This window comes from Pseudomonas sp. PD9R (assembly GCF_019200975.1).
Classification (GTDB): domain Bacteria; phylum Pseudomonadota; class Gammaproteobacteria; order Pseudomonadales; family Pseudomonadaceae; genus Aquipseudomonas.
Map to the genome: position 1 here is coordinate 563,611 of NZ_JAHTMR010000002.1, position 17,822 is coordinate 581,432.

Sequence of the window (17,822 nt, forward strand, 5' to 3'; positions counted from 1 at the left end):
CTTGAGAAGAATTGGCATTTCGGGGAGGGCAAATACATGCAGTTGGGAGTAGCCTGCACATGACACCAAGGCCAACGGAGCCATTGATGAAGCGCACCATTCTAACGGTCATTACCCTGGCCGCGCTCTCGATAACTGCAGTGCAGGCTCAACAGCTGCAATCCACACCGGTCACTCCCGCGCCGATGCCCGGTTCGCCGGGCACCGCGACGCCCACGCCGTATCCGCAAATCAGCCCGGCACCCTTGCCCAGAGTCGGCCCCGGCAGTGGCGGACCACCGTTGGTACCCATGGAAATGCCAAGTCCGCCGAGCAAAGACCAGCCATTGCCGGGTATGGAGTCCAACCCGCCAAAAGCCAAATCGCCTGGCGGTTAGACTTGCTGCGACAGCAGTTGCCCGTCGGCCATACGCAAGCGTTTGGAAAGGGAGACGGCAAGGGCGCGGATGATCTTGGCGGCGATTTTCGGCGCGTCGTTGAGCATTTTTTCCAGCGAGTCCTTGCCCAGGTTGAGCAACTGACAGTTGCTGGCGGCCACGCAACTGGCCGAGCGGCGTTCGCCATCAAGCACGGCCATTTCGCCGAACGAACGGCCGCTGCGCAACGTTGCGATGGTCACCCGCTGCCCGTCGGCGGAGGTCTTCTGCACCGCCACCTGGCCTGTGTGGATGATGCACATGAAGCTACCGGCATCACCCTCCTGGAAAATCTCTTCGCCCTGGGCAATCGTGCTGATGCTGAAATAGCCCGAGGCCGCGGCGAAGTCGGCGGGCAACAGTTGATTGAACAGGCCGCAGTCCATCAGCCAGTCGCGAATTTCGTTGTTCAGTAAGGTCAGTTCTGACATGTCGTGCGGTCTTTTTTGTTGTCTGGTTCGATTCTGGATTTGAAATCACCGCAACCTCCTGTAGGAGCTGCCGCAGGCTGCGATCTTTTGACTTTGATTTTCAAGATCAAAAGATCGCAGCCTGCGGCAGCTCCTACAGGGGATTTGGTGTTGTATCGGCCACAGGTGTCCGCAATTAAGACCGGTTCATCGGACCAAGTTCCTCAGGCAACACCCAAAACCTTGAACAAAAATGCGTATTCGAGTGCTACGTCACGCAATCCCTGATATCGACCGCTCATGCCGCCATGCCCGGCGCCCAGTTCGGTTTTGAGCAGCAGGGGATTTGTGTCGGTTTTGGTCGCACGTAATTTCGCCACCCACTTGGCTGCTTCCCAATACTGCACACGACTGTCGTTATAGCCGGCGATCACCAGGGTCGCAGGATACGCTTGCGCAGTGACGTTTTCGTACGGGGCGTAGGCCTTGATCCGATCATAAACGTCCGGCTCTTCAGGATTGCCCCACTCGTCGTATTCAGTAACGGTCAACGGCAGGTCCGGGTCGAGCATGGTGTTGAGCACGTCGACGAACGGCACTTCGGCAATCGCTGCGCCGAACAGCTCCGGTCGACTGTTGAGCACCGCGCCGATCAGCAGGCCACCGGCACTGCCACCGCTGATCGCCAGTTGTGGCGCTGTGGTGAAACCATTGGCGATCAGGTGTTCGGCACAGGCAATGAAATCGCTGAACGTGTTTTGTTTGTGTTCCTGCTTGCCGGCGCGATACCAGGCTTCACCCAGTTCACCGCCGCCGCGCACATGGGCGATGGCAAACGCCATGCCGCGATCCAGCAGGCTCAGGCGCGCATGCGAGAACCACGGGTCGAGGCTTTCGCCGTAAGCGCCGTAGCCGTACAGATACAGCGGCACGGGTTTGCCCAGCATTTCGCGTTTGACCACCAGACTGATCGGCACCTGCGTGCCGTCGGGGGCCGTGGCCCAAAGCCGCTGGCTGACATAGGCGTCGGCGTCGAACGGGCCAAGCACCGGGGTTTCCTTGAGGACTTTCTGTTCGCCGGTGGCCAGTTCGAGTTGGCGGATTTGCGCCGGGCGGTTCAACGCCTCATAACGCAGACGAATACGCTGGCTGACGAACTCCAGGCTGTTCTGCACATGCAGGCTGTAGGCGGCGTCGGGCAATTGCACGCGGTAGCTCGGCAGGTCTTGCGGATGCACTTCGATGATCGGCAAGCCGCCTTCACGCAGGCTCAGGGTCATGGCGCCGGCGTTCAGGCTCATGCCGTCGATCATCACGGTGTCGCTGTGGGAAATCAGGTTCTGCCAGTCAGCCTCGGTGGGCGCTGCGCCGGTATCGACGGCGGTGTACAGGGCAAAGTTAATGCCGTCGCGGTTGGTGCGAATGAACCAGGTCCACTGGCCATTCAGTGCGCCGTGGTCAACGTCGTACTCATGGTCCTCGACCCGTGGCGCGATGCAGGTAAAGGCCTGCTGTGGCTGGTTTGCGTCGAGCACCCAGACTTCGCTGGTGGTTTTGCTGCCTGTCGACAGCAACAATTGCTGCTCGGAACTTGCACGGTAGCAATGCATAAAGAAGCGGCCGTCCGGCTCATGGAACACTTCTTCGGCGGCCGTGCCGTCCAGGCGATAACGGAACAGTTTGTGCGGGCGATGGGTGTCGTCCAGTTCGCCGAAAAACAGGGTCAGGCTGTCGTTGGCCCAGGTCATGCTGCCGTCGCAGTCCTGGAACTCCAGTTCGCTGACGCGACCGTCGGATAATTCCTTCACGAACAGCGTGTAAATCTCATCGCCCGTCGAGTCGATGCTGTAGGCCAGGCGCTGGTGGTCCGGGCTGATGCTGAAGGCACCGAGTGAAAAGAAGCCGCCATTGGCCAGGGCGTTCGGGTCCAGCAGCAGTTGTTCCTGGCTTTCGTCGAGTTGCAGGCTGTCGTCTGCCGGGCGCGGGCAGCGGTAGTGACGGGCGTATTCGTCACCGGCTGTGGTGCGCGTGTAATACAGGTAGGGTCCCCATGGGGAGGGCAGGGACAGGTCGGTTTCGAGAATCCGGCCCTTGATCTCTTCGAACAGGGTTTCGCGCAGCCCGGCCTGATCGGCGGTTTGCGCCTCTTGAAAGCTGTTTTCAGCCTTGAGGTAGTCGAGCACCGCATCGGTGTCGCGCTCCTGCAACCAGGCATACGGGTCGGAACCTTCGGCCTTGTGGGCGATGGGCGCGACGGAAACGTTGGCGGATGGGGGCATGAGCGGCTCTCGAATAAAGTACGGAATAGAGACTTCGCAACCTGTAGGAGCGAGCCTGCTCGCGAAGGGTCAGCGCATTTAACATTTCTGCTGACTGGCACACCGCTTTCGCGAGCAGGCTCGCTCCTACATGGGATTGCGTTTGACAGACTGCCATTGGTGCAGCCTGACGTGCGAAAAGTCGTTACTATAAGCGCCTCTTTGCCTGCCTTGCCATGGACACCATGACCGAGAACGACTATCTGATCGCTTGGGGCCTTTACGCCTTTGCCGCTTTAGGCTGCCTGTTGGTGTGGATGCGCATTACCCGCTGGATGTGGCGCTGGTTGCGTGAACCGCTGCGGCTGCTGATGGCGGTGCTGCTGTTTTCCCCGACCATTATCGACCCGGTGAAAGAAAAGGTCGCCCCGGCCATCGCCATTACCGCCCTTGATCTGGCGTTCAAGGTCGGCAACAACGCGTGGCGGGCGATTTCCGATCTGTTCATGTACGGCATGATCGCTTTCGGCATTTACCTGGTGTTTGTGGCGATCCGCTTCGCGATCGAGCGCGCCGCCAATGCGCGCAAGGAAAGGGCTGCTGCTGCCAAGGCCGCTGTCGCCGCTGACGAACCGGAAGAATATCATCCTTTCGGCGGTGCCGGCGATGATCGTTACGGCCGTCCGCCTGTGCCGAGCAATCCCCAGCGTATGCGGGTAGAACCCCGTCTGTAACCTTGCCCCTGCCATTGAGCGAGAGTCCGAGCATGTGTGAGTTATTGGGCATGAGCGCCAATGTCCCGACCGATATCGTGTTCAGCTTCACCGGGCTGATGCAGCGCGGCGGCCGCACCGGTCCGCACCGCGACGGCTGGGGCATCGCCTTCTATGAAGGCCGGGGATTGCGCCTGTTCCAGGACCCGGCGGCGAGTTGTGAGTCGGAAGTCGCGAACCTGGTGCAGCGTTATCCGATCAAGAGCGAAGTGGTGATCGGGCACATACGCCAGGCCAACGTCGGCAAGGTTTGTTTGTCCAACACCCACCCGTTCGTGCGCGAATTGTGGGGCCGCAACTGGTGTTTCGCGCATAACGGCCAACTGGCGGATTTTCAACCAACCGCCAGTTTCTACCGCCCGGTGGGCGATACCGACAGCGAAGCGGCGTTCTGTGATTTGCTCAACCGTGTGCGTGCGGCGTTCCCCGAGCCGGTCGAAGTCGAAGAACTGCTGCCGGACCTGGTGGCCGCTTGCGCCGAATATCGAAGCAAAGGCGTATTCAACTGCCTGCTCAGCGACGGCGATTGGTTGTTCTGCTATTGCTCGACCAAGCTGGCGCAGATCACCCGCCGAGCCCCGTTCGGCCCGGCGCGCCTGAAGGATGTCGACGTCATTGTCGATTTCCAGGCCGAAACCACACCCAACGATGTGGTCACGGTGATCGCCACCGAACCCCTGACCGAAAACGAAACCTGGACCCGCTACGAGCCGGGCCAATGGAGCCTGTGGCGACGCGGTGAATGCGTCAGCCAGGGCAAGACCGAATAAGGATTCTCCCCCATGTTGCTCAGTTATCTACGGCTGGTGTTGTTCGCGGCGGGCCTGTTGGTCGGTGTCCAGGTGCCGGGGTTCATCAACGATTACGCCAAGCGGGTCGAAGCGCATCTGATTGAAGCGCAAACCAGTTTGAGCGGCTTTCAGGGCACGGCCAATCAGTTCTTCAAAGGCGATATGCAAGCGCTGGTGGCGCATTATCGCGCCAGCGAAGACCCGATCTTCCGCAGTGACGCCGACAGCCTGAGCAATCTGCTGACCCGTCAGCTGGCGTTGGACAAACAGTTCCAGGCGATGCAGGGCCCGTGGTACATCCGCTTCCTGCAAGTGGTGCTGGCCGCTGACCCGGACATTCGCAAGGAAACCTGGAATGGCTACAGCTACCAGATCCTGTTGACGCCGGAAGCGATGATCTGGGGCATGAGCGGCGCATTGCTGTTGTCGTTCGGCCTGGAATGCCTGTTCCGTCTGATTGACTGGGTGGTGCTGGGCGGCAAGCGACTGCGGCAGAGCCGGCCGATCGAAGAGCGGGATATGCGCGGGTTGTAAGGACGAAAGATCAAAAGATCGCAGCCTGCGGCAGCTCCTACATGGAACGCTACTGCGGGCGGCGATCTGTTGATTTTCAGCGATTCAAAACGATATAACTCTCACCCACCCTGCGCGCATACCCCTCCAGCACCTGCTGACATAACGCCACAATCTCTTCGACCCACTCCACGCCAACCCGCCAAGACACCACTACCTGCAAATCCGGCGGGCGCTGGTCAATAGCCAGCAAAGTCAGCTCCCCACGTGTTAGTTCTTCCGCTACGAGTACCGGTGGCAACGCGCCAATGCCGAAACCATCGCGCAGCAATCGAGTAATCGCCGACACTGAATTCACGCAGTTCAATCGTGGCGCCATGACGCCGTTGGCCTGCATCAGCGCGAGCACTTCCTGATGCGGATGGGAGTTTTTCGAGTAGGTAATGATCCGCTCATTCGCCAGATCGGCGATGCCTGAATACTCACGGTTGTAGAGCGAATTGCTGGCGACGATCCAGCCCATCGGATGGCTGGCCAATTCGAGGCTGCGCACGCTTTCCTGGCGCACCAGGTCGGTTTGCAGGATTACATCGAGAAAGCCTTTTTGCAGCTGATCGCAGAGGTTGAGCGAAGTATCGGCTACCAGCTCGATTTCCACCAAAGGGTAGTGATCAGTCATCTGCGCCACCAATGGGCTGAGCCAGGTGTGGATCACCGTGTCCATCACACCGATGCGCACGCGCCCGGTCTTGCTCGACCGGGTTTCGATCGACTGTTTGAGCGCTTGCATGGTGTCCAGCATCTGCTCGGCGTAATCGAGCACTTTCAAACCTTCTGGCGTCAGGCTCACACCCCGTGAATCACGCAAAAACAGCTTCACCCCAAGCTCGCTTTCGAGCACCGCGATGCGGCTGGAAATCGATGCCTGGGTGGTGAAAAGCTTGTCGGCAGTGAGACGGAAACTCTTGAGTCGGGCGACCCAGACGAAGGTCTCGAGAAACTTCAGGTTCATGGGGTCGGCTCGGGGGGATAAATTTTTCTTATGTCTAGGGCGGGTTTTTATTCGTTGGACGCGGCAAGGCCGGGCACCCAAAAATCAGGCCATCCGGTTCCCACGATAGGCGTCGTCGGGGCTCAGAACAATACCAATAAAATCAGTGCGGAGATTTGCCATGAGTGCGCCCGACACCAGCGCCATCCCGAAAGTAACCGCTCGCCCGGGACCTTTCGACTGGTACCACAACATCAATCAACAAGAGCGCCGCACCTTCTGGAGCTGCAAGATCGGCTATGGCCTGGACGGCATGGACACTCAGATGCTCAGCTTCGTGGTGCCGACCCTGATTGCCATGTGGGGCATCACCACCGGGCAGGCGGGACTGATTCATACCAGCACGCTGATCGCTTCCGCCATCGGTGGCTGGGTGGCGGGGATTCTCTCCGACCGCATCGGCCGCGTACGCACCTTGCAACTGACCGTGTTGTGGTTTGCCTTCTTCACCTTCCTTTGCGGTTTCGCCCAGAGCTACGAGCAACTGCTGATCGCCCGCACCCTGATGGGCTTTGGTTTCGGTGGTGAATGGACGGCGGGCGCAGTGCTGATCGGCGAAGTCATTCGTGCCCAGGACCGTGGCAAAGCGGTGGGCATGGTGCAATCCGGCTGGGCGCTGGGTTGGGGGCTGACGGCGATTCTGTATGCGCTGCTGTTCTCGGTACTGCCGCCAGAAGATGCCTGGCGCGCCCTGTTCATCCTCGGCATCGTTCCGGCGATTTTCGTGATCTTCGTCCGTCGACTGGTCAAAGACCCTGAAATTTACCGCCAAGCCAAAGCCAGTCAGGAACCAAGCAACCCGTCGAAGTTCTACGAGATCTTCGCCCCCGGCATGCTCTTCACCACCATTCGTGCTTCGCTGCTGACCACTGGTGCACTGGGCGGTTATTACGCGATCACTTCCTGGCTGCCGACTTTTCTGAAGAACGAACGCGGTTTGAGCGTACTCGGCACGGGTGGTTATCTGGCGATGGTGATCATCGGGTCCTACGTCGGCTACGTCATCAGTGCCTACTTGACCGACATCCTCGGACGCAAAAAGAACTTCATCCTGTTCGCGGTCGGCTCGTTCACGATCGTCTTGTTGTACACCCAACTGCCGGTCAGCAACGGCGTGATGCTCTGGCTGGGCTTCCCGCTGGGCTTCTTCGCTTCGGGAATCTTCAGCGGCATGGGCGCATTCTTGACCGAGTTGTTTCCTACACGAATTCGCGGTTCGGGCCAGGGTTTTTGCTACAACATCGGCCGGGCGCTGGCGGCGTTGTTCCCGCTGCTGATTGGGCTGCTCAGCCAGACGGTACCTCTGAGCGTGGGAATCGGTGCCTTTGCGGCGGTTTCCTACGGCGTGGTGATCCTTGCGGCCCTGAGCTTGCCGGAAACCCGCGGCAAGCAACTCGACGCCCAGTAACTGATAATCTGCGGGCACGTCCTACAGACGTGTCCCGCAGCAAAAAAGAATAAAACCTACAGGAGTGTTCACCGTGAGCCGCCTGCTATTGAACTGCGACATCGGCGAGAGTTTTGGTAACTGGACCATGGGGCTGGACGCCGAGGTCATGCCCGTCATCGATTGCGCCAACATCGCCTGCGGCTTCCACGCCGGCGACCCGAGCATCATGCGCAAGACTGTCAGCCTGGCCCTCAGCCATGGCGTGCAGATTGGTGCGCATCCGGCCTATCAGGATCTGGTGGGATTCGGCCGGCGTTCCATGGCCTACAGCGCTCAGGAACTTCAAGACATTCTGCATTACCAGATCGGTGCCCTCGACGGCATCTGCCGCGCCCAGGGTGGCGGCGTCAGTTACGTCAAACCTCACGGTGCGATGTACAACGACATGATGGCCAATCCGGCGCAACTTCGCGCTGTGCTCCAGGCCGTGGCGTCCTACGACCGCAGCTTGCCACTGATGTTGATGGCTACCCGCGACAACAGCGCCGCGCAGCAGTTGGGCGATGAATACGGCGTGACGCTGTGGTTCGAAGCCTTCGCTGATCGCGCATATGACAGCGCCGGCATGTTGGTCTCGCGACAACTGCCTGGGGCGGTGCATCACGATCCGGAGAAAATCATCCAGCAGGCGCTGACCATTGCCCGTGGCGAACATCTCACCGCGAGTGATGGCAGCGCGTTGCACCTGCAGGCCAATACCCTTTGCGTGCATGGCGACAACGCCAGTTCAGTGGCTGCCGTGCGACGTATTCGCGAGGCCTTGAACCAGCAGAACGCGTCATGAAACTGCGGGTGGAAGTGGTCGCGCTCGATTGCCTGATGGTGCGTCTGTTCGATGAAATCGCCGAGGCCAACATGCCGTGGATGCTCGCTGCCAGCGAAAGTCTGCGTGCTGCGTTTGCCGGGCATTTGATTGATCTGGTGCCGTCCTATACGACGTTGATGGTGCATTACGACCTGATTGCGTTGAGCCCGGCCCAGGCTCGGGAGTTGATTGCCCAGGCGCTGATCGACCTGTCGCCCAACGCGCACGCCCGCGGAACCTGTCATGTGTTGCCGGTCTGGTACGACTTGAGTGTCGGCCCGGAGTTGAGGCTGTTGTCACAGCGCAGCGGGCTGGCGGTGGAAGAGGTAATCCGCCGGCACAGCGAGCGTGAGTATCAGGTGTTCGCACTGGGTTTTGCACCGGGCTTCGCGTTCATGGGGTTGGTGGAAGAAGTGCTGGCGGCGCCGCGTCTGAACACGCCGCGCAAGAAAGTCGCGGCGGGCAGCGTCGGCATCGCCGAGCGGCAGACGGCCGCGTATCCGGTGGTATCGCCGGGGGGCTGGAACCTGATCGGACGCACCCCGGCCAAATTGTTCGACCGTAATCGCGACGGCTACAGCCTGATGCAGCCCGGCGATACCGTGCGCTTCGAATCGGTCGGCCATGCCGAGTTCATTAACCTGGGCGGTGACGACACGCCGCTGGAGGCACTGGCATGAGCCGTCTGACGATTGAAGCGAGTACGCCGCTGTGCCTGTTGCAGGACGCCGGCCGTTTTGGCGTGCGGCATCTGGGCGTGACCCAGGGCGGCGGACTGGACTGGCGTTCGATGTCCTGGGCCAACTGGCTTCTGGGGAACGGGCTGGATGTTCCCGTGATCGAGATTACCCTCGGCGGGTTCACTGTGGTCGCTGAAGACGATTGCGTGCTGGCGTTGGCTGGCGCGGATCTGGGCGCGCAAGTGGACGGTGAGGCATTGGCACCTTGGCGCAGTTTCAGGTTGCACAAAGGACAGCGTTTGCAATTCACCCAGCCCTTGCAGGGTGCCCGAGCCTATCTGGCCGCACCGGGCGGGTTTGAGGCTCCGAAGGTGTTGGGCAGTAGCGCGACGGTGGTGCGTGAAGAACTCGGCGGTCTCGATGGCATGGGCCGTGCGCTGACCAAAGGCGCGTCATTGAGCTACTTAGGGGATTCGCTGGTATTGCTGCGGGCGTTGTCGGCTGAGCAGGTGCCGGATTTCACCGTCGGGTCTGCGCTGGATGTGGTGCTGGGTGCGCAGATTGGTGAGTTCAGTGGTCAGAGTCTGTTCGACGCGTTTAACAGCGTGTGGAGCCTTGATAGCCGAGCGGACCGGATGGGCATTCGCCTGTTGGGCACGCCGTTGCAATACCAGGGCAAGCCGATGATTTCCGAAGGTATCCCGCTGGGCGCAGTCCAGGTGCCGCCGGACGGGCAGCCGATAGTGTTGCTCAACGATCGGCAGACCATTGGCGGCTATCCAAGATTGGGGGCGTTGACGCCATTGGCGCTGGCCCGATTGGCGCAATGCCTGCCGGGGACGCAGGTGCGGTTGCGGCCAGTGGTGCAGGAGGTGGCGCACCGGGAGCAGGTCGAGTATTTGCGGCGATTCAGGTGAAGATCAAAAGATCGCAGCCTGCGGCGGCTCCTACACTGAGCTATGTAGGCGCTGCCGCAGGCTGCGATCTTTCAGGCCGTCACGCGGTTATTTGGAAAGAAACCGCATCCCTTCCTCCAACCCCCGCAACGTCAGCGGATACATCTGGTCATCGATCAAGTCCCGAACAATGTTGGTCGATGAGGTATAGCCCCAAGTGTCTTTCGGGTACGGATTGATCCAGATAAGTTTCTTGTACTTCTCCTTGAAGCGCTGCATCCACAAGTAGCCAGCTTCTTCGTTCCAGTGCTCGACGCTGCCGCCGGCCTGGGTGATTTCGTAGGGCGCCATGGCGGCGTCACCGATGAAAATCACTTTGTAGTCGGCGCCGTACTTGTGCAGCAAATCCTGGGTCGAGGTGCGCTCGGAAGTGCGGCGCATGTTGTTCTTCCACACCGATTCATAAATGAAGTTGTGGAAATAGAAATACTCCAAATGCTTGAACTCGGTCTTGCAGGCCGAGAACAGTTCTTCGCAGATCTTCACGTGGGCGTCCATCGACCCGCCGATGTCGAACAGCAGCAACAACTTGACGGTGTTGCGCCGCTCCGGCCGCATCTGGATATTCAGCAGCCCGGCGTCTTTCGCGGTGTGATCGATAGTGCCGTCGATATCCAACTCTTCGGCCGCACCCTGACGGGCAAACTTGCGCAGGCGGCGCAAAGCCACCTTGATATTGCGCGTGCCCAGTTCCACCGAATCATCGAGGTTTTTGTACTCGCGCTGGTCCCAGACTTTGACCGCTTTGCCCTGGCGCTTGCCGGCATCGCCAACCCGAATGCCTTCCGGGTTGAAGCCTCCGGAACCGAACGGACTGGTGCCGCCGGTGCCGATCCACTTGTTGCCCCCGGCATGGCGTTCCTTCTGTTCTTCCAGGCGTTTCTTGAACTCTTCGATCAGCTTGTCCAGCCCGCCGAGGGACTGGATCGCCGCGCGCTCTTCATCGGTCAAGGAACGTTCGAACTCCTTGCGCAGCCAGTCTTCGGGAATCAAGGCCTGCAAGTGATCGTCGAGTTTTTCCAGGCCATTGAAATAGGCGCCGAAGGCCCGGTCGAACTTGTCGAAATGCTTTTCGTCCTTCACCAGGATCGCCCGGGACAAGTAATAAAACTCGTCCATGTCGGCGAAGGTCACGCGCTGTTTCAGCGCGTTGATCAGGTCCAGTAGCTCGCGCACCGAGACCGGTACTTTGGCTGCGCGCATTTCATTGAACAGGTTGAGCAGCATGGCATCAGCCTCTTAGCGGGTGCCGCGACGGCTCATGAACGCCAGGCGCTCAAGCAATTGCACGTCCTGTTCGTTCTTCACCAAGGCACCGGCCAGCGGCGGGATGGCCTTGGTCGGATCGCGTTCGCGCAGCACCGCTTCGCCGATGTTGTCGGCCATCAACAGTTTCAGCCAGTCCACCAGTTCGGAGGTCGATGGTTTTTTCTTCAGGCCCGGCACCTTGCGCACGTCGAAGAACACGTCCAGCGCTTCGCTGACCAGGTCTTTCTTGATGTTCGGGTAGTGCACATCAACGATACGCTGCATCGTGACGCGGTCCGGGAAGGCGATGTAGTGGAAGAAGCAACGGCGCAGGAAGGCGTCCGGCAGCTCTTTCTCGTTGTTGGAGGTAATGATGATGATCGGGCGCTTCTTGGCCTTGATCGTCTCGTCGATCTCGTAAACGTAGAACTCCATCTTGTCGAGTTCTTGCAACAGGTCGTTCGGGAACTCGATGTCGGCCTTGTCGATTTCGTCGATCAGCAAAATTACCCGCTCTTCGGACTCGAAGGCTTCCCAGAGCTTGCCCTTTTTCAGGTAGTTGCGAACGTCGTGGACCTTTTCCGTGCCCAACTGCGAATCACGCAGGCGGCTGACCGCATCGTACTCGTAAAGGCCTTGATGGGCCTTGGTGGTGGATTTGATGTGCCAGGTAATCAGCTTGGCGCCAAAGGATTCGGCCAGTTGCTCGGCGAGCATGGTCTTGCCGGTGCCTGGTTCGCCCTTGACCAGCAGTGGCCGCTCCAGGGTGATAGCGGCGTTGATCGCCAGCTTCAGGTCATCGGTGGCGACATAGGCCTGGGTGCCTTCGAACTTCATCTGCTAATCCTCGAACGATAACGCCGACCTGAACAAAGCAGGGCGGGGCGCAATAAAATGGTCAGCCCCGACTATAACGCGGTGCCCGGTCGACTGTGAACGCAGACGGCTTATTCAGTCTCTGAATGGGGCGTCACTTGATGACTTAACCCGCCTCTGGCTTGGGTCGTTCATAACGGGCATTGAAGGCCTGAATGAAACCATTGCGTAAAATCTGCAAAAACGCCTGGAACGCGCTGATATCTTGCCGATGAACGTTGCCGCTCAGTTCGACGCGGGTTGCAAACTGGTTCTTGCCCTGATTTTTCAGCACGGTTTCGGAGCCGCCGACGATGGCCTCCCAAATGGAGCGGAAAATCCCTTTGTCCTTGTTTTCCACGTCCTGCTGCCAATTGAACACGTCGACGTCAATGAGCAGCGGTTTGATGTACCCCGTCAATTTGGCTTTTTTGGCCTGAGCTTCGATTACCACATCGCCATGACCGGCATTGAAGTCGAATTTGCCGTAGGCCGAGGCGAAGTCGTTCATGCGTTTGAGTTCGATATCCTTGGCCCGCAGGCGAAACTCGAAGTCTTCGAAATTGCTCAGTGGATCGAAAGTCGCTGTGGTTTCCAGCGGCGCATGCCCCAGCAGCAAAGCCTTGCCTTCGAATCGGGCGTCGCGCTTGCCCTGGGTGTCAACCACGTTGGTCAAGTTGTAAATGCTGGCTTCGACCTTTGTGGCGTTCATGTTCACGGGCGGCTTGGAGTTGAAGTTGCGAAAGCTGATCTTGCCATCTTCGATCCGCACTTCGTTCAGGGTGATGGGCAACAATTTACCCAGTTGGGCGCGCCAGTCGGTGCCCCGACCAGTCTGGGAGTTCTGCTTGTTGGCACCGCCGTCGACGAAGTTCACCTCGGGGTTGACGAACCGTACCTCGGCCACCACCGCATGGTCGTACCAGAGGGAATGCCAACTGACGGAGAGGTCGATGAACGGTGCGTTAACGAACGGCACCGGCACCTTGCCCTCGACCTTGACGATTTTCAGGCCATTGATTTTGTAGGCCCCGCGCCACAGGGCCACGTCAACATCGGTGATTTGACCACGGTAATCGCCCATGTCCGCCAACTTGTCATTGAGGTAGTCGCGCATCAGGTAGGGCAGGGCGACGCGCAGGGCAACCAGCAACACAACGAGGCCGGCGAGGGTCCACAGGGGCCAGCGGTATCGACGTTTCATGATGGCAAATCTCTGGCGATCTAAAGCCATTGACTGCGCGGGTCACAGGACGTTCGACCTGACTGGACGCCCACGGGCAACAGGCATACCTTTGTGCGCTTATTAAATGCTGTAGTAAGGACCCAGTCATGAGCCGCATTTTCGCTGACAACGCCCATTCCATCGGCAATACACCGCTGGTGCAGATCAACCGTATCGCCCCTCGCGGTGTGACCATCCTGGCCAAGATCGAAGGGCGCAACCCCGGATATTCGGTCAAATGCCGCATCGGCGCGAACATGATCTGGGACGCCGAAAGCAACGGCAAACTCAAGCCTGGCATGACCATTGTCGAGCCGACCTCCGGCAACACCGGCATCGGCCTGGCCTTCGTAGCCGCCGCTCGGGGCTATAAATTGATGCTGACCATGCCGGCGTCCATGAGTATTGAACGCCGTAAGGTGCTCAAGGCGCTGGGTGCCGAGCTGGTGTTGACCGAGCCAGCCAAGGGTATGAAAGGCGCGATCGAGAAGGCCGGCGCAATCGTTGCCAGCGATCCAGCCAAATATTTCATGCCGGCGCAGTTCGATAACCCCGCCAACCCGGCAATCCACGAAAAAACCACCGGTCCGGAAATCTGGAATGACACCGACGGCGCTGTCGATGTACTGGTGGCAGGGGTCGGAACAGGTGGAACGATCACCGGCGTTTCGCGGTATATCAAGAATACCCAGGGCAAACCGATCATCTCGGTGGCAGTGGAACCCGCAGTGTCGCCAGTGATCACCCAGGCGTTGGCCGGTGAAGAGATCAAACCGAGTCCGCACAAGATCCAGGGCATCGGTGCCGGTTTTGTACCAAAGAACCTGGATTTGTCGATGGTTGATCGTGTGGAGTTGGTCAGCGATGAAGAGTCCAAGGCCATGGCCCTGCGTTTGATGCAGGAAGAAGGGATTTTGTGCGGCATTTCCTGCGGTGCGGCAATGGCGGTGGCGGTGCGGTTGGCTGAAACCCCGGAAATGCAGGGCAAGACTATCGTGGTGATCCTGCCCGACTCCGGAGAACGTTACCTGTCGAGCATGCTGTTCAGTGATCTGTTCACCGATCAGGAAAACCAGCAGTAACGATTGGCATGGTGGCGCCTGCATTGGCGCCACCGCGCTGAGAATCCAACTCAAAAAGTGTGATTCAGATCAGCGGACGTTCAGGAGACCTGTGTTAAGAAGATCTTTATTGCGCAATCGTTAACACTGAATGTTGAATCGGGCGGGTTTTTCCCGAGGTCGGTAGTGTTTATCATGCCGACAGCCACGTCGGGTAAATGGCGTTGTGCAGAGTGTTTATTACCAAGGAGTTGTTGATGACCTTTTCCTTTGCCGCGAAGGCGTCGCTGTTACTGCTGTTTCTCGGCAGTACCCTCTATGTGCATTTGCGTGGCAAAGCGCGTTTGCCGGTTCTTCGTCAATTCGTTAATCACTCGGCACTGTTTGCACCTTATAACGCCTTGATGTACGCGTTCTCTGGCGTGCCTTCGAAGCCTTACCTGGATCGCAGCAAGTTTCCTGAACTCGACGTGCTCAAGGACAACTGGGAAGTCATTCGCGACGAAGCGATGCATCTGTTCGACGAGGGTTATATCCGCGCTGCTGAAAAGAACAATGACGCCGGTTTTGGCTCGTTCTTCAAAAAAGGCTGGAAGCGTTTTTACCTCAAGTGGTACGACAAGCCTTTGCCATCGGCCGAACTCCTTTGCCCGAAAACCGTGGAACTGGTCAGCAGTATTCCCAATGTCAAAGGCGCCATGTTTGCGCTGTTGCCCGGCGGCAGCCACCTCAACCCGCACCGTGATCCGTTCGCCGGTTCACTGCGCTATCACCTCGGCTTGTCGACACCGAACTCCGATGATTGCCGAATCTTTGTCGACGGTCAGGTTTATGCCTGGCGCGACGGTGAAGACGTGATGTTCGACGAAACCTATGTGCACTGGGTCAAGAACGAAACCGACCAGACCCGGGTCATCCTGTTCTGCGACATTGAGCGGCCACTGAGCAATCGCTTGATGACGCGCATCAACCGCTGGATCAGCGGTCTGCTGGGCCGTGCTACTGCGCCGCAGAATCTCGACGACGAACGCGTTGGCGGCATCAACCAGGCCTATGCCTGGAGCAAGAACTCCAGCGATAAAGTCAGCGGCGTGGTCAAAAAGTGGAAGCGCAGCCATCCCAAGGCGTACCGCGTGTTGCGGCCGATACTGGCGGTGATGGTGCTGACGTTGTTGGGGTACTGGTTGTTTGGTTGATCGTCTGCATAAAAAAACCGCTCCTGGAGAGCGGTTTTTTTATGAGGAAAATTTAAAATTTGCGCCTGCAAGAACGCCATCCGGTTCGTCTTCCATGCCCATCGCCGCGAATTGCAGGATACGCCGCTCACTGGCTGTCAGCTCTGTTACAACGCTCTGACGTTTTGCTGTGGGTGAACGTTTTACTGAGGAAGTTTTTTTAATCACCTTGCGCATATTTCCTCCATGATCGGTCATTAAATGAACAGTTTTCACGATGCTAGGCTCTCCACTGATTTGACAAAACGGCGTTTAACATCGAAATAGAGGCCGAGGTTTTTATAAACCGGGATTGCGCCTTCCATCGGTTCCTGAATTTCCATCAACCTGCTGCCGATGATTCGCGCGTACTGTTCAATGACCAATATGGACAGTGGCGCAATACGCTTTTTCAGAGAATGGGCCTTTCCGGGGCGCCCCTCCAATCGCACGATGCGGATTCGACTCCGAGTGTTGTTTGGATTTGCAAAGCATAATCCACACAGTTCTTCATCGAACCAGATGGCCTGGTCCAGAGCCAAGGGTTACCTCGCTTTCCACCCGATCACTTCAGTCCAAACGAAGTGTGGATCCTCCCAAAGCTCCCAGGCATCCAACGCCTGTGCGTTTATCGCTTCAAATCGCACTTTCGATAAATCGACTTCTGTAGGGCTGATTAGCTCCAGTGCCTGCTGCAATTGGGTTGTTTTAACGCCAGCAAGCTTTCTGGCCTGTGATTTATACAATTGATACCGAAGCTACGTCCTTTCCCTTGGCATACGATCTCTCGCTTTCCATGTCCCCTTCAGCGGGCGTTGCAGTCACTCCCAAGCCTAGGCATCGGCGCCGAGACTGTCGCTGCTGGCCCTTTGACCAAGTCATTGCAATCCGTGTCACGCGCTGGTTATAGTCGGCGCACAGTGAGTACCAGAGCTCGCCTTTTTATCCCTCAAGAAAAGATCAGCCCAATGCCTGCATCCCTCATCAACGCGGTAGTCGTTTCAGCGGTCAACGCTGACGTTGTGCCGTGCGGGAATCAGCAGCCTGTGCAGATCAGTCATTACCCCCCTCCTGTCAGTCGCACGCCAGTGTGCGCGGTGGTTTCGCCGCCGGGTGTTGGCCTTACGGGCTGATCAGCGTTTCTCTGCTGTTCCCGATGCCCGCCTGAACACAACTACTGAATTTCAGCTTCGGCTGAGTTGGCTAATTGCCTGACTACAGGTGGTATTCATGTTTGTCCTTTCGAAAAAATCCGCGCTCGCGGCCGCTTCCACGAGCCTGTTCGTTCTGCTGTGGAGCAGCGGGGCGATTTTCTCCAAATGGGGGCTGGCCCATGCGTCGCCCTTTGCCTTCTTACTGTTTCGCTTTGCGATCGCCTTATGCGGGCTGATTCTGCTGGTGCCGTTGCTGAAATTGAAGTTACCCAAGGGCGGCAAGCCGATGCTGTATGCGATGGCCACCGGGGTGGTGTTGCTGGGGGCTTATCAGATTTTCTATCTGCTGGCCCTGGACCTGAAGGTCACGCCGGGGGTGATGGCGACCATCATGGGCGTGCAACCGATTCTCACCGTGGTGTTGATGGAACGTCAGCGTTCATGGAGCCGGATGTTCGGTCTGTCGCTGGGGCTGGCGGGTTTGATCATGGTGGTCTACCAGGGTATCGGCCTGGCCGGCATGTCCTTGGCCGGCATGCTCTTCGGTTTGCTGGCGCTGGCGAGCATGACGTTCGGCTCGATCATGCAGAAGCGCATCACCGACAATCCCCTTGGCACGTTGCCGGTGCAGTACCTTGCCGGGTTGTTGCTCTGCGGGATTTTTGTGCCGTTCCAGCCGTTTCACTTCGAACACAGCACGGGCTTCATCGTGCCGGTGTTGTGGATGGGGCTGGTGGTGTCGGTAATGGCGACGTTGTTGCTGTACCGCCTGATCGCCCGGGGCAATCTGGTGAATGTCACCAGTCTGTTTTACCTGGTGCCGGCGGTGACGGCGGTAATGGACTATGTGTTTTTCGGCAACCGGCTGGCGATGTTAAGCATGTTTGGCATGCTGATGATCATCGTCGGCCTGGTGTTTGTGTTCCGTAAAACCGCGTAGGCCGGGCAAGGAAATCACAAGC

At 58.4% G+C, this 17,822-nt stretch carries 19 protein-coding genes; 11 read left to right on the plus strand and 8 right to left on the minus strand.

Annotated features, from left to right (window positions below; all coding sequences use genetic code 11):
* The first annotated feature begins 86 nt into the window (after positions 1-86).
* Positions 87-377 carry a hypothetical protein gene (locus KUF73_RS07085; protein ID WP_218437329.1) on the plus strand — a complete coding sequence of 97 codons (291 nt, stop codon included), beginning with the start codon at positions 87-89 and terminating at the stop codon, positions 375-377.
* Here the strand turns inward: KUF73_RS07085 and KUF73_RS07090 are convergent.
* Both KUF73_RS07090 and KUF73_RS07095 read right to left on the minus strand, forming a co-directional pair.
* Positions 374-847, minus strand: coding sequence for a cyclic nucleotide-binding domain-containing protein (locus tag KUF73_RS07090; RefSeq protein WP_218437330.1), 474 nt, complete (start codon positions 845-847; stop codon positions 374-376). The two genes, KUF73_RS07085 and KUF73_RS07090, sit on opposite strands and share 4 nt — an antisense overlap.
* Positions 848-1,050: 203 nt before the next feature.
* Complete coding sequence (locus KUF73_RS07095; protein WP_218437331.1) at positions 1,051-3,105, minus strand: S9 family peptidase; 2,055 nt, start codon at positions 3,103-3,105, stop codon at positions 1,051-1,053.
* Between the two features lie 215 nt (positions 3,106-3,320).
* Between KUF73_RS07095 and KUF73_RS07100 the strand changes: the two genes are divergently transcribed.
* Genes KUF73_RS07100 through KUF73_RS07110 form a run of 3 tightly spaced genes read left to right on the plus strand, consistent with a single transcriptional unit; the run spans position 3,321 to position 5,182 of the window.
* On the plus strand, positions 3,321-3,818 hold the full coding sequence (locus KUF73_RS07100) for an MFS transporter (RefSeq protein ID WP_218437332.1): 498 nt from the start codon (positions 3,321-3,323) through the stop codon (positions 3,816-3,818).
* 32 nt (positions 3,819-3,850) lie between these two features.
* A complete protein-coding gene (locus KUF73_RS07105; RefSeq protein ID WP_034150022.1) occupies positions 3,851-4,627 on the plus strand; it encodes a class II glutamine amidotransferase in 777 nt (258 codons plus the stop codon).
* A 12-nt stretch (positions 4,628-4,639) separates the two neighbouring features.
* Positions 4,640-5,182, plus strand: coding sequence for a DUF2937 family protein (locus KUF73_RS07110; RefSeq protein ID WP_218437333.1), 543 nt, complete (start codon positions 4,640-4,642; stop codon positions 5,180-5,182).
* Between the two features lie 76 nt (positions 5,183-5,258).
* On the opposite strand, the gene KUF73_RS07115 is transcribed toward KUF73_RS07110, so the two are convergent.
* Positions 5,259-6,173, minus strand: coding sequence for a LysR family transcriptional regulator (locus KUF73_RS07115; protein ID WP_218437334.1), 915 nt, complete (start codon positions 6,171-6,173; stop codon positions 5,259-5,261).
* 160 nt (positions 6,174-6,333) lie between these two features.
* On the opposite strand from KUF73_RS07115, the gene KUF73_RS07120 reads away from it, so the two are divergent.
* The 4 genes from KUF73_RS07120 to KUF73_RS07135 all read left to right on the plus strand — a co-directional run bounded on the left by KUF73_RS07120 (position 6,334) and on the right by KUF73_RS07135 (position 10,064).
* A complete protein-coding gene (locus KUF73_RS07120) occupies positions 6,334-7,620 on the plus strand; it encodes an MFS transporter (protein WP_256345449.1) in 1,287 nt (428 codons plus the stop codon).
* 73 nt (positions 7,621-7,693) lie between these two features.
* Positions 7,694-8,446, plus strand: a complete 753-nt coding sequence (locus KUF73_RS07125; RefSeq protein ID WP_218437335.1) for a 5-oxoprolinase subunit PxpA — start codon at positions 7,694-7,696, stop codon at positions 8,444-8,446.
* On the plus strand, positions 8,443-9,147 hold the full coding sequence (locus KUF73_RS07130; RefSeq protein ID WP_218437336.1) for an allophanate hydrolase subunit 1: 705 nt from the start codon (positions 8,443-8,445) through the stop codon (positions 9,145-9,147). The genes KUF73_RS07125 and KUF73_RS07130 overlap by 4 nt, the downstream gene beginning before the upstream one ends.
* Complete coding sequence (locus KUF73_RS07135) at positions 9,144-10,064, plus strand: biotin-dependent carboxyltransferase family protein (RefSeq protein ID WP_218437337.1); 921 nt, start codon at positions 9,144-9,146, stop codon at positions 10,062-10,064. Before KUF73_RS07130 ends, KUF73_RS07135 begins: the two co-directional genes overlap by 4 nt.
* Positions 10,065-10,151: 87 nt before the next feature.
* On the opposite strand, the gene KUF73_RS07140 is transcribed toward KUF73_RS07135, so the two are convergent.
* The 3 genes from KUF73_RS07140 to KUF73_RS07150 all read right to left on the minus strand — a co-directional run bounded on the left by KUF73_RS07140 (position 10,152) and on the right by KUF73_RS07150 (position 13,410).
* Positions 10,152-11,330, minus strand: coding sequence for a VWA domain-containing protein (locus tag KUF73_RS07140; RefSeq protein WP_218437338.1), 1,179 nt, complete (start codon positions 11,328-11,330; stop codon positions 10,152-10,154).
* A 12-nt stretch (positions 11,331-11,342) separates the two neighbouring features.
* Positions 11,343-12,188, minus strand: a complete 846-nt coding sequence (locus KUF73_RS07145) for a MoxR family ATPase (RefSeq protein WP_201119159.1) — start codon at positions 12,186-12,188, stop codon at positions 11,343-11,345.
* 145 nt (positions 12,189-12,333) lie between these two features.
* A complete protein-coding gene (locus KUF73_RS07150) occupies positions 12,334-13,410 on the minus strand; it encodes a DUF748 domain-containing protein (RefSeq protein ID WP_218437339.1) in 1,077 nt (358 codons plus the stop codon).
* 128 nt (positions 13,411-13,538) lie between these two features.
* On the opposite strand from KUF73_RS07150, the gene cysK reads away from it, so the two are divergent.
* On the plus strand, positions 13,539-14,513 hold the full coding sequence (gene cysK, locus KUF73_RS07155; RefSeq protein ID WP_218437340.1) for a cysteine synthase A: 975 nt from the start codon (positions 13,539-13,541) through the stop codon (positions 14,511-14,513).
* A gap of 236 nt (positions 14,514-14,749) precedes the next feature.
* Positions 14,750-15,688: an aspartyl/asparaginyl beta-hydroxylase domain-containing protein gene (locus KUF73_RS07160; RefSeq protein ID WP_218437341.1), complete on the plus strand. Its 939-nt coding sequence runs from the start codon at positions 14,750-14,752 to the stop codon at positions 15,686-15,688.
* 39 nt (positions 15,689-15,727) lie between these two features.
* Here KUF73_RS07160 and KUF73_RS07165 read toward each other — a convergent pair whose 3' ends face one another.
* A complete protein-coding gene (locus KUF73_RS07165) occupies positions 15,728-15,943 on the minus strand; it encodes a hypothetical protein (protein ID WP_218437448.1) in 216 nt (71 codons plus the stop codon).
* A complete protein-coding gene (locus KUF73_RS31630; RefSeq protein ID WP_371135417.1) occupies positions 15,940-16,248 on the minus strand; it encodes a hypothetical protein in 309 nt (102 codons plus the stop codon). The genes KUF73_RS07165 and KUF73_RS31630 overlap by 4 nt, the downstream gene beginning before the upstream one ends.
* A gap of 688 nt (positions 16,249-16,936) precedes the next feature.
* On the opposite strand from KUF73_RS31630, the gene KUF73_RS07175 reads away from it, so the two are divergent.
* A complete protein-coding gene (locus KUF73_RS07175) occupies positions 16,937-17,800 on the plus strand; it encodes a DMT family transporter (RefSeq protein WP_218437342.1) in 864 nt (287 codons plus the stop codon).
* Positions 17,801-17,822: the final 22 nt, after the last annotated feature.

What these genes read in the sequence shown, in the direction of transcription:
- KUF73_RS07085 (WP_218437329.1), top strand. Translation starts at nt 87, where the DNA reads ATGAAGCGCACCATTCTAACGGTCATTACCCTGGCCGCGCTCTCGATA.
- KUF73_RS07090 (WP_218437330.1), bottom strand. Translation starts at nt 847, where the DNA reads ATGTCAGAACTGACCTTACTGAACAACGAAATTCGCGACTGGCTGATG.
- KUF73_RS07095 (WP_218437331.1), bottom strand. Translation starts at nt 3,105, where the DNA reads ATGCCCCCATCCGCCAACGTTTCCGTCGCGCCCATCGCCCACAAGGCC.
- KUF73_RS07100 (WP_218437332.1), top strand. Translation starts at nt 3,321, where the DNA reads ATGGACACCATGACCGAGAACGACTATCTGATCGCTTGGGGCCTTTAC.
- KUF73_RS07105 (WP_034150022.1), top strand. Translation starts at nt 3,851, where the DNA reads ATGTGTGAGTTATTGGGCATGAGCGCCAATGTCCCGACCGATATCGTG.
- KUF73_RS07110 (WP_218437333.1), top strand. Translation starts at nt 4,640, where the DNA reads ATGTTGCTCAGTTATCTACGGCTGGTGTTGTTCGCGGCGGGCCTGTTG.
- KUF73_RS07115 (WP_218437334.1), bottom strand. Translation starts at nt 6,173, where the DNA reads ATGAACCTGAAGTTTCTCGAGACCTTCGTCTGGGTCGCCCGACTCAAG.
- KUF73_RS07120 (WP_256345449.1), top strand. Translation starts at nt 6,334, where the DNA reads ATGAGTGCGCCCGACACCAGCGCCATCCCGAAAGTAACCGCTCGCCCG.
- KUF73_RS07130 (WP_218437336.1), top strand. Translation starts at nt 8,443, where the DNA reads ATGAAACTGCGGGTGGAAGTGGTCGCGCTCGATTGCCTGATGGTGCGT.
- KUF73_RS07135 (WP_218437337.1), top strand. Translation starts at nt 9,144, where the DNA reads ATGAGCCGTCTGACGATTGAAGCGAGTACGCCGCTGTGCCTGTTGCAG.
- KUF73_RS07140 (WP_218437338.1), bottom strand. Translation starts at nt 11,330, where the DNA reads ATGCTGCTCAACCTGTTCAATGAAATGCGCGCAGCCAAAGTACCGGTC.
- KUF73_RS07145 (WP_201119159.1), bottom strand. Translation starts at nt 12,188, where the DNA reads ATGAAGTTCGAAGGCACCCAGGCCTATGTCGCCACCGATGACCTGAAG.
- KUF73_RS07150 (WP_218437339.1), bottom strand. Translation starts at nt 13,410, where the DNA reads ATGAAACGTCGATACCGCTGGCCCCTGTGGACCCTCGCCGGCCTCGTT.
- cysK (WP_218437340.1), top strand. Translation starts at nt 13,539, where the DNA reads ATGAGCCGCATTTTCGCTGACAACGCCCATTCCATCGGCAATACACCG.
- KUF73_RS07160 (WP_218437341.1), top strand. Translation starts at nt 14,750, where the DNA reads ATGACCTTTTCCTTTGCCGCGAAGGCGTCGCTGTTACTGCTGTTTCTC.
- KUF73_RS07175 (WP_218437342.1), top strand. Translation starts at nt 16,937, where the DNA reads ATGTTTGTCCTTTCGAAAAAATCCGCGCTCGCGGCCGCTTCCACGAGC.